Raw genomic sequence first — 9,022 nt, 5'->3', positions numbered from 1 at the left:
AATCCCCCAATAGTAGACTGCCTATCCATTTTATCAGATAGGCTTTTTCACGTGTCTACTATAAGGGGATAATACCAAATTGAACGGTCTTTTACATTTTGATTCGGTAAAACCATTTCAAGATTATTTCTAACACTCTATCCAAACCCAGCATTTGTTTTCGTCTTGTTTTTCAATAATTCCACCGTTTTTCATTGCAACCTTTAATGAGTTTATATTGTTGATATGTATCGTTAGTAAAACTTTATCAATTCCCATTTCTTTAGCTCTTTCAAGCAATAACTTTAATTGAAGTTTGCCATAGTCTTTTCCTCGTTCAGAAGGAAGAATTGAATATCCAATATGTCCTCCATCATCTAACAACTTTTTTGTTAATCTGTGACGGATCTTACCGTAACCTACTGGAAATCCATTTGCAAAAAGCCAATAAATATCTTGAGGAACTCTACCTTCCCCAATTCCAATCCCCTTCGATTCGTTATCACGTTTAATCAGCCACGCCTGAAATTCCTCTAAAGTTGCTCCATTCATATCATTTAAGAACCCATTTTCATTATAAGGAATTTCTTGAAGCATCGCGTAAATTTCTTGGCCATCATTAGTTGATAATTTTTTTAAATTGAATTCCATAGTTTCAACTCTCCTTTTATTACCAAGTAATCCCCGAATGTTTATTCTCATACATATTTTACTAAGTTTTCAGGGGGTAATCTTTAAAAAAGGCAAAAAAAAAGAAAAAACAAGCTATGCTTGTTTTTTCTTTTCTTATGAAATAATTTCGTATATTTCAATTGCTACCATATCGATATTATCGAATGGGAACGTTTGTGGTTTTTCACCTTGTTGAAATACTTCTAATTCAAATGTTTCATTTTTCTCAGAATACTTTACGCTACACTTTCTTTCACCGTTAACTTCAAAATATCTTTGAGCAACCTCACCGTTCGTAGCTTGTTGTTTTAAACTTTCTAAGCGTTCTAAAATTCCTAATAATAAAGACATATTAGAACTCCTTTCTACCATGTGTCATTCCCTAAATATAGGTTTTACTTTCTTACAATTTCTATCCAAAAAACTTCTGATAGATTTCAGCTATGTAAGTGTCCATTAATAAGAATACTTGTATTTCAAGATAAATTCAAGAAAAATAGTCGTTTCAACTATAAACAAATTTCTTTATATACTATATTTTTCTATGTCATAATAGTTTTATACAATTGCTTTAAGAAAAAATAAAAAAGGATGTCGGTTTATGAAGATCGAATTATTCACACAAGATGGATGCCCTCCTTGTGAATTTTTGAAAAATTATTTAAAAGAAATGAATGTTTCTTATATTGAATATAACGTTTCAAAAGATGAAAGTGCTAAAAAAAGAATGATGTTTGAGTTAGATTCATTCTCAACACCTACTTTAATAATTGATGATGAGGTAATTAGAGGCGTTCAGATGGAGCAAATTGAAGCTGCATTACAAAAACGTTAATCCATTATCTATTCGTTTCCTTTTCAAATTAAAAACACCTAAATGAACTGTTACATTCATTTAGGTGTTTTTTATAGTTCTATACTTCATTTGTTTTTAAGATCGTTTCAAGGACTTGTCCAGATATAGTTTCTCATTACCCAACTCCAATAAAATGAAAAACGAAAAACAAGACGGACGATGTAAAAAGAACTTTCGAAATAAGTCCTCTCAAATAAAATCCTCCTCGGGCTGAACTTTTACTAATCGTATCATTTCTATATTGAAATTTACCACACGAATCGTTCTTATCTTTTTTACATTAGTTGACATAGAAAAACACTACTTTTAATTAAAATTAGGTTTTATATATGAATTCGTCGATTTTTGATAAAATTAACTAAACCTCTATGTTCCAAAACAAAATTTTTTCTGGGTAATTTCTCCCTTTATCTAAATAAAATTTAATGTTAAAGTTAGATAATTTGTGTCAACTTTTCAATTTTCAAAAACTTTTGGACGATTAGGGAGTGTTAATATGGAGTTTCGTGGTTCTACGGTTTACAATCAAGATGATTTTTTTTCAGAGTATATTCGACGAAAAAATAGAGAAGATAGTCCTAACAATGCGATTGAAGGACCAATCATCAATGAACTAATTGGGAATGTTGATCGAAAAAACATATTAGATTTAGGATGTGGTGACGCATCATTTGGTAATGAACTTCTACTACATGGAGCTAAAACCTATACCGGTATAGAGGGATCAGAGCACATGATTAAAGCAGCCTTGACTACTTTAAAGGATACAGTAGGTACCGTCCAACATACTTCAATCGAGGATTATCATTTTCCTACGAATTCATTTGAACTTGTCACTTCTAGATTTGTACTACACTATATTTCAAACATTGAGCTATTATTTCAAAAAATATTCTTCAGCTTAAAAGAAACCGGCCATTTTGTATTTAGTGTTCAACATCCTTTAACTACTGCCTCCTTTTTAAGTAAACAATCAGGAGATCGACGCGAAAATTGGATTGTAGACGATTACTTTCTAACTGGCGAAAGAAAAGAACCATGGATAAATGAAATAGTAGTCAAATACCATCGCACAATTGAACAATATTTTACTCTTTTAAGAAAGACTGGATTCCGGATTGATCAATTAAAAGAAGGTACTCCACAACAAATACATTTTAAAAGCAAAGAAGAGTTTTTAAGAAGACAAAGAATACCAATCGTACTTGTTTTTTCTTGTTTTAAATAGACTAAGCATAAAAAATGACTGTCATTTTTGAGACGACAGTCATTTTCTGATTAAATCTTATAAGAGAACTAAAAAAGTAACTCATTATGTTTAAATAAAAAATCATAACTTAAGTCAATATATAAATAGCTTCCATTATTCATTGGATAAGAAAACGTTCGAATCTTTTCACCGGTTTCAATATCTCTGTACATATCTGATAATTGTCCCTGATCATTTGATTGCATTTTCAAAACGGTTTCTAAAAAATATGGCCTCCAGCTCCAGTTTCTACCTTTATACTTTTCCTGAAGCTCCCACTGCTCGCCATTAACTTTAAACAAGTTAGCTGATTGCTGAAAACCGTCCTCATCACAAATATACATCCTAAAACAAAATGAATTTAATTCACTTGAAATATTAATTAAAAATGAATTTAAATCCGCTCCTAATTTAAATTTATTAATTGCCGATTCGACTTTTTGTTGTATTAAATTTGTCATATCTCTAAGCGCAATTAATTTGTTTTTTTCGCCTCGAATATATTTTAAGATATCATTCTTTAGTGGCTCACATTCATGATTTAATTGACTAATTGATGGTTGTGGTGCAAATAAGTATGCACCTTGATAGAATCTTCCACCATTCTTCCATGCATTTCTTAATTGAATTGAATCGATTATTCCATCGTAGTACATCGATGCCCCTACTTTTCTTGCCACATAAATTACGGAATTTAATAAATCTTGAAATGATGATGTATGTAGTTGTTGAACCATTTTAAAATCGATTTTAATGATATCTGGAGACAAAAACCGTAGTTTTTCTAAGTTAATTAACTTCTCATTTACGCTATTAATCGCAAATTTAATACCATATGTTTGATAATATGTAATTAAATTTTTTAATTCTTTCTCAAAACCATAAAAAAGTTGATGTTGAAGAATAATGACAATTTTATTTAGTTGTATGCCCTTTTCTTCATATGATTGTAAAATCGATAGAAGATTTTCTGGGTCATCTGAAAGAAGTGCTGAAGGGTGACGATTAATAAAAATACCACCATCGAATTTAGATTGTACAACTTCATCGAGAGCTTGAATTAAAATATGATTGTCAACCTCTAATAAGTAGTCATCTGGCACCAAATCATTTGCAAAGAAGAATTCAAGGCTGTGTAAATTTTCAAGTTTAAGTCTACCAACAACCTCAACTCCTACACAATTTTGTGTATCGGCTCCATATATTGGTTGAAAATATGGTACGACTTTATCTAAGTTACTTATTACGTCTAAAGGATCCATTTTGAACCTCCTTCTAAAATGGGTATTGATGTAAGGACTGTCCTCCATCCATTGTAAAACAAGAACCATTAATATAACCAGCCTCATTTGAAAATAAATATGCACAAAGTCCCGCTATTTCTTCTGGAGTGCCTAACCTGCCTAGTGGTACACTTTGTATTGTGCGGTTTTCTAATTCATCAGAAAGCCATAGTTTAGCCGCACCACCTGTACGCTCAATAGGTCCAGGAGCGATCGCATTGACTCTAATTCCATATCTTCTACCCCACTCAACGGCTAATGTTCTTGTCATAGCGAGGACACCAGCTTTAGCTGATGCAGAATGAATGACTCCAGGACCCGCATCCCAAGCATATGTAGCAATTATATTTGTAATCGCTCCTTTAATTTTATGTTGTATCATATACCGTCCAACTTCAGAACTACAATAAAAGGTTCCATTTAATACGATATTTATAACCGTGTTCCAACCGTTCACAGACAAATCCTCTGCAGCACAAATAAAATTGCCAGCCGCATTATTTACTAAGAAGTCTATCGTTCCAAATGTTTGATCAACTTCATTTACCATATTTTTAATTAATTCCGGATCCCGTACATCCATAACAATTGGTAATACTTGACCATCATATTGTTCAATTTCCTCTTTTGCATTATTTAATTTTTCTAAATCTCTTCCGGCAATAACCACTTTTGCACCTTCTTTTGCAAAACGCATAGCCATTGCTTTCCCCATACCACTAGAGCCACCAGTAACGATCACAACCTTATCCTTCACTCGTATCACTCCCTTTGTATTCTATAGTTTAACAACATTTTGTTATTTTGAGAATATTTTTAAGAATTAAACTATTTAATATAGTATGCAGTATTTATTTCTTTAAAAAGGTCGGGGGACAATTGAAAATTAAACTAACATCATTTTTTTTACTATTAATTTGTACAATCTATTATTCAGTCTATGTTGAGCCAACTTCAATTCGAACTAAGCATTTAACATTTTCAGACTATCGATTACATTCGAATACTACTATTAAATTAATACAAATCTCTGATACTCACTTTAATAATAAAAAAGATATAGAGCGATTTAAAAAGGTTGTAAATAATATAAACCAAATGAAGCCTGATTTTATTCTATTTACTGGAGATTTGGTTAGTGATATACGAAAGTTTTCTTACAAGCATGAAGTTATTCAACTTTTAAAAGAACTTAATCCAAAAATAGGAAAACTTGCAATATATGGTAACCATGATCATGGGGGTTATTTTACTGAACAATACGAAGAGCTGTTAACCCAAAGCAATTTTATATTATTAAAAAACGAAGAAAAAACTTATTTCGTTCAAAAACAAAAAGTATCATTTATCGGTCTCGATGATTATATGCTAGGAAACAAGCAATATAATCATATTTTAGAACGAATTCAAAAAAATAGTTATACGATTGTTCTAGCACATGAACCTGACATTGCTGATATGACGAAAAACTATCCGATCAATCTTCAGCTCTCTGGCCATAGCCATGGCGGACAAATTTATTTACCTATATATAAGTCCTTTATAATGCCTCCATATGCAAAGAAATACAACCGAGGTGTTTACACCCTTTCAAGTAAATTTAATAGTCATTTAGTCGTTTCAAATGGAATTGGGACAACTAAACTACCAATTCGCCTATTTACTCCACCTGAAATCGTATCAATTGAAATCACAGGCAAAAATAAAAAATAATAATGATCAAGAATTATTATTCCCCACAGCTCTCACCCGTACTAGGTTGGTTACCTATTTTTATGGGTACTTGCTCAATTATTTTAGTACTCCCATACACTAATATTGAAGACAAGAGAGGAGGTTAAATACATGAATTATCAATATCACCCTAATTTACATTATTATTATAGAGAAGATCATGCTCCATCCTACTACTATGATCATAACGAACAACGCTTTCTACCTTTTTTCCCAATTTTGCCAATAATAGGAGGGTTAGCGGGATTAGCAGGCGGATTCGCGTTAGGTGCACTAGCGTTTAGACCACCTTATTATCCGCCATACGGACCATACCCACCATATCCAGCATATCCTCCGTACGGTGGTGGGTTTGGCGGTGGGTTCGGTGGTGGATTCGGTGGCGGATTCGGCGGTGGGTTTCCTGGATACCAACAACCTTACCCACCTGTAAATCCTGGTGCTTTTTTACCTAGTAATGCCGGATTAAATTCGCCAGGTAATATAGGACCCTATCCATACTAAATAGAAAAAAGCTAGTCGTATTAATGAATATTATTTCGATTAGCTTTTTATTATATAACCACTTCTCTAGATTTGATTTGAAAAAATTTAAACTAAAGATATAATATACTCATATCTATTATTTTTTGGAGGTAACCAAGAAGCATGAAATCGAAAGAACCTAGCCTGAATAAACTAAATTTTACAAATGAAGAAATTTTTCAGGCAATATTTGTTGTAAATAAACATGCTAAAACAGCACTTGAACCAAGTGAACTATATTCACTAAAAAGACAAGCTATATTAAAGCTTATTGATAAAGGAATTGCTAAGAAAGTTGGATTACATTTTTCAAATAACCCCAAGTCAAGTAAACAACAATCTGATGTGTTGATTGCTTGTGGAGAATTTTTCTTTCATATACCACCGTTAAAAGAAGACTTTAAACTTCTCCCGCATTTAGGAATATTAGAAAATACTCACCGTAACCCAAAGGTATCCATGTCATTAAGTTATGCAAAAAAAATACTTCATCATTTCTTAGGTATTCAAAACGTTAAATCTGAAAACCATTTCAAAAACGGATCTAACTACCGAAAAAATACCCCAGGGCAATTTTTAAGAGCTTCTTCATTTCTAAATAACTCTACATTTACTTTTCCGAGTGAACCAATTCGTAAAAATAAAGGTAAGCAAGAGAGATAAGTTGAAACAATTCTTACTAAAATAACATTAATATAGATTAAATGGGAAGATTAAAAACCTTTTAAATTAAATGGTTTTTATCCTTCCCTTTTTTTATTTGAATGTACGGATATTCATATTTTCCCCCTATTATTTTAGTAGATTTGTCACACCTATTATATGAAGCAAGCATACTTTATTAACAGGGGGTGATTGATCTGTTCGGTAAAAATAACTTACAAGATATTATTCGTTATGTTGCTGGGTTCTTATTTGCACTTCAATTGTTACTAAATTCTTTTGGGTTTAAATTCTTAAATAATGAACAAATTGATGCTGTAATTAATATAATTTCATTCCTTTTTATTTTATACTTCGGTGCTAAGCATAATTATTTAGGTAAAAAAGGACAAGCTCAAAAGGCTGTACTTCAAGAAGCAGGATTAGAAAAAACAAATAAGCAGACAAATTCAGATCAATAGATTACTTTATGTCTACTTTTTGATAGATTAGATTACAAATTTAAAGATTTGGTTTGAGAGTGATTAAACATTGTTTCACTCTCTAATTTTGAGTCGAATTTATGCTATTTTTTAAGTAATATTTTCTATTTTTCACTATTTTTCCTCATATATTGATTTTAATTGTAGTAAACATATGGACTTTGTTATACATTGTAGAATTATTTTAAGAAGATTAGGTAGGAAAATTTTAACTTTGTATTGAATGTTCTAAAAACACACATTTTTCAGGAGGATATCAAATGTCAGTAATTTTTACAAGTAAAGACATTTCAAAGAAATTAAAAATAGGTAAATCTCGTGTAAGAGAGATTAGTAAGGAATTAGAAAAGAAAGAATATCATTTTACAAAGAACCAAGATACTAGAATCTATAATCAAAACGATTTCGAATTATTTCAAATGATTATTAAAGAGTACCAACAGAATGAAAATCTTCTACGATCAGTTGAATATGCTTTAAATAACCAATCAGTTCAAAGTCAATCTGAAGCTCATGTAATTGAAACACCTTCAATTGAGAATGAAATTACAGAAAAAATTACTGAAATCAATCCAAATAACACCCCGAATATTCCTCTAGAAATTAACATACATAAAAATTTTGACATGAAGTATGACTCAGAACTAATTGAAGTAGAAAAGAATGAAATAGTTGAAGTAGCAGTTTCCCAAATTGAAACAATTGATTCGGAATTAATCCATCATTCACTACTACAAGAAGAAACACCTTTAGAAGTGTCTGTATCCCAAGAAGAAACAATCGAAGTAGCAGAGATAAGCCAAATAACTTCACAAGATACAAATCATTTAGAAAAATCACTTTCACAACTAGAAACAATTGATGAAATCGTAATGGAGCAATCTATTTCACATGATACTGAGAAGTTTGAAGAGTCCGTATCACAATTCGAAATAATAGAAGAAGATGTAACAGATCAATCTTTACAAAAAGAAGAGCAAGTTACAGTATCTGGTGCATTAAATGAGCAAACAGATCAAAACACTGAGGTTGAAGTAGTCCAAGAATATCGTTTTGAAGAAATGACTGTTGAACAAGTACTTGAGGAAAATAAAAAACTACCTGATGAAGTAGTTCTTTCGAAGTTAAATGGATCAGTAACTGAACCTATTGTTTCAAAAGAAAATGTCACTACTTTTGTACCGACAAATTCTAATCAAATTATGTTTGAAGAATTTATGTCTCAAATTACGAATCTAGCATATCAAAATGAACAAATTCTAACTCAAAATCAAACATTAATTAATCAAAACTTGGAGAAGGATCAAAAGTTAGAAAAAATATTATATTCAGTTGAAGAAAAAAGTGAAGAGCTTCAAGGGTTAGCAACAGTAATTGAAGAAAAAGATGAAAAATTAGAGCAAATGTTTGAAGAAATTAAATCAAAAGAATCTGGTCGAGATGCTCAATTAATGAGGATGATTAGAGAATTACAGGAAACAAAAAAGATGGTAGCTGCCTCAAAAGAAAGAGACTGGAAGAATGCAATTAAATCACTCTTTTTTAAACCTAAGTCAGCAAAATAATTTGTTTATTATTT

General features: G+C 31.1%; 11 protein-coding genes. 7 read left to right on the top strand and 4 right to left on the bottom strand.

What is annotated here, in order from left to right; translation table 11 throughout:
* Window positions 1–129 precede the first annotated feature (129 nt).
* Both AN960_RS17915 and AN960_RS17910 read right to left on the bottom strand, forming a co-directional pair.
* A complete protein-coding gene (locus tag AN960_RS17915) occupies window positions 130–630 on the bottom strand; it encodes a GNAT family N-acetyltransferase (RefSeq protein WP_056474226.1) in 501 nt (166 codons plus the stop codon).
* Between the two features lie 135 nt (window positions 631–765).
* Window positions 766–1,002 (bottom strand): YkuJ family protein, encoded by a 237-nt coding sequence (locus AN960_RS17910; RefSeq protein WP_056474223.1) that lies wholly within the window; start codon window positions 1,000–1,002, stop codon window positions 766–768.
* 250 nt (window positions 1,003–1,252) lie between these two features.
* Between AN960_RS17910 and AN960_RS17905 the strand changes: the two genes are divergently transcribed.
* Together AN960_RS17905 and AN960_RS17900 are read left to right on the top strand one after the other, a co-directional pair.
* Window positions 1,253–1,486: a glutaredoxin domain-containing protein gene (locus AN960_RS17905; protein ID WP_056474220.1), complete on the top strand. Its 234-nt coding sequence runs from the start codon at window positions 1,253–1,255 to the stop codon at window positions 1,484–1,486.
* Window positions 1,487–2,003: 517 nt separating this feature from the next.
* Window positions 2,004–2,735 (top strand): class I SAM-dependent methyltransferase, encoded by a 732-nt coding sequence (locus tag AN960_RS17900; RefSeq protein WP_056474217.1) that lies wholly within the window; start codon window positions 2,004–2,006, stop codon window positions 2,733–2,735.
* Window positions 2,736–2,803: 68 nt separating this feature from the next.
* Here AN960_RS17900 and AN960_RS17895 read toward each other — a convergent pair whose 3' ends face one another.
* A complete protein-coding gene (locus AN960_RS17895) occupies window positions 2,804–4,018 on the bottom strand; it encodes an EAL domain-containing protein (RefSeq protein ID WP_056474216.1) in 1,215 nt (404 codons plus the stop codon).
* Between the two features lie 13 nt (window positions 4,019–4,031).
* Window positions 4,032–4,796 carry a 2,4-dienoyl-CoA reductase gene (gene fadH, locus AN960_RS17890; protein WP_056474213.1) on the bottom strand — a complete coding sequence of 255 codons (765 nt, stop codon included), beginning with the start codon at window positions 4,794–4,796 and terminating at the stop codon, window positions 4,032–4,034.
* Between the two features lie 122 nt (window positions 4,797–4,918).
* Here fadH and AN960_RS17885 point away from each other — a divergent pair, with 122 nt between their 5' ends.
* The 5 genes from AN960_RS17885 to AN960_RS17865 all read left to right on the top strand — a co-directional run bounded on the left by AN960_RS17885 (window position 4,919) and on the right by AN960_RS17865 (window position 9,008).
* Window positions 4,919–5,752, top strand: coding sequence for a metallophosphoesterase (locus tag AN960_RS17885; protein WP_056474209.1), 834 nt, complete (start codon window positions 4,919–4,921; stop codon window positions 5,750–5,752).
* A gap of 132 nt (window positions 5,753–5,884) precedes the next feature.
* A complete protein-coding gene (locus AN960_RS17880; protein ID WP_056474206.1) occupies window positions 5,885–6,277 on the top strand; it encodes a hypothetical protein in 393 nt (130 codons plus the stop codon).
* Between the two features lie 144 nt (window positions 6,278–6,421).
* Window positions 6,422–6,961 carry a YkyB family protein gene (locus AN960_RS17875; RefSeq protein ID WP_082459565.1) on the top strand — a complete coding sequence of 180 codons (540 nt, stop codon included), beginning with the start codon at window positions 6,422–6,424 and terminating at the stop codon, window positions 6,959–6,961.
* 197 nt (window positions 6,962–7,158) lie between these two features.
* A complete protein-coding gene (locus tag AN960_RS17870; RefSeq protein ID WP_056474275.1) occupies window positions 7,159–7,422 on the top strand; it encodes a phage holin in 264 nt (87 codons plus the stop codon).
* A gap of 281 nt (window positions 7,423–7,703) precedes the next feature.
* The gene (locus AN960_RS17865) at window positions 7,704–9,008 is read left to right on the top strand and encodes a DUF3967 domain-containing protein (protein ID WP_056474203.1); all 1,305 of its coding nucleotides are present in this window, start codon (window positions 7,704–7,706) and stop codon (window positions 9,006–9,008) included.
* The last annotated feature ends 14 nt before the right edge of the window (window positions 9,009–9,022 follow it).

Origin of the sequence: Bacillus sp. FJAT-25509 (genome assembly GCF_001420605.1) — a bacterium.
Classification (GTDB): Bacteria; Bacillota; Bacilli; order Bacillales; family Bacillaceae_G; genus Gottfriedia.
Note: the sequence above shows the minus strand (reverse complement) of the source record. Positions and strands in the feature narration are given on the sequence as shown.

What these genes read in the sequence shown, in the direction of transcription:
- AN960_RS17895 (WP_056474216.1), bottom strand. Translation starts at nt 4,018, where the DNA reads ATGGATCCTTTAGACGTAATAAGTAACTTAGATAAAGTCGTACCATAT.
- AN960_RS17865 (WP_056474203.1), top strand. Translation starts at nt 7,704, where the DNA reads ATGTCAGTAATTTTTACAAGTAAAGACATTTCAAAGAAATTAAAAATA.
- AN960_RS17880 (WP_056474206.1), top strand. Translation starts at nt 5,885, where the DNA reads ATGAATTATCAATATCACCCTAATTTACATTATTATTATAGAGAAGAT.
- AN960_RS17875 (WP_082459565.1), top strand. Translation starts at nt 6,422, where the DNA reads ATGAAATCGAAAGAACCTAGCCTGAATAAACTAAATTTTACAAATGAA.
- AN960_RS17905 (WP_056474220.1), top strand. Translation starts at nt 1,253, where the DNA reads ATGAAGATCGAATTATTCACACAAGATGGATGCCCTCCTTGTGAATTT.
- AN960_RS17910 (WP_056474223.1), bottom strand. Translation starts at nt 1,002, where the DNA reads ATGTCTTTATTATTAGGAATTTTAGAACGCTTAGAAAGTTTAAAACAA.
- AN960_RS17900 (WP_056474217.1), top strand. Translation starts at nt 2,004, where the DNA reads ATGGAGTTTCGTGGTTCTACGGTTTACAATCAAGATGATTTTTTTTCA.
- AN960_RS17915 (WP_056474226.1), bottom strand. Translation starts at nt 630, where the DNA reads ATGGAATTCAATTTAAAAAAATTATCAACTAATGATGGCCAAGAAATT.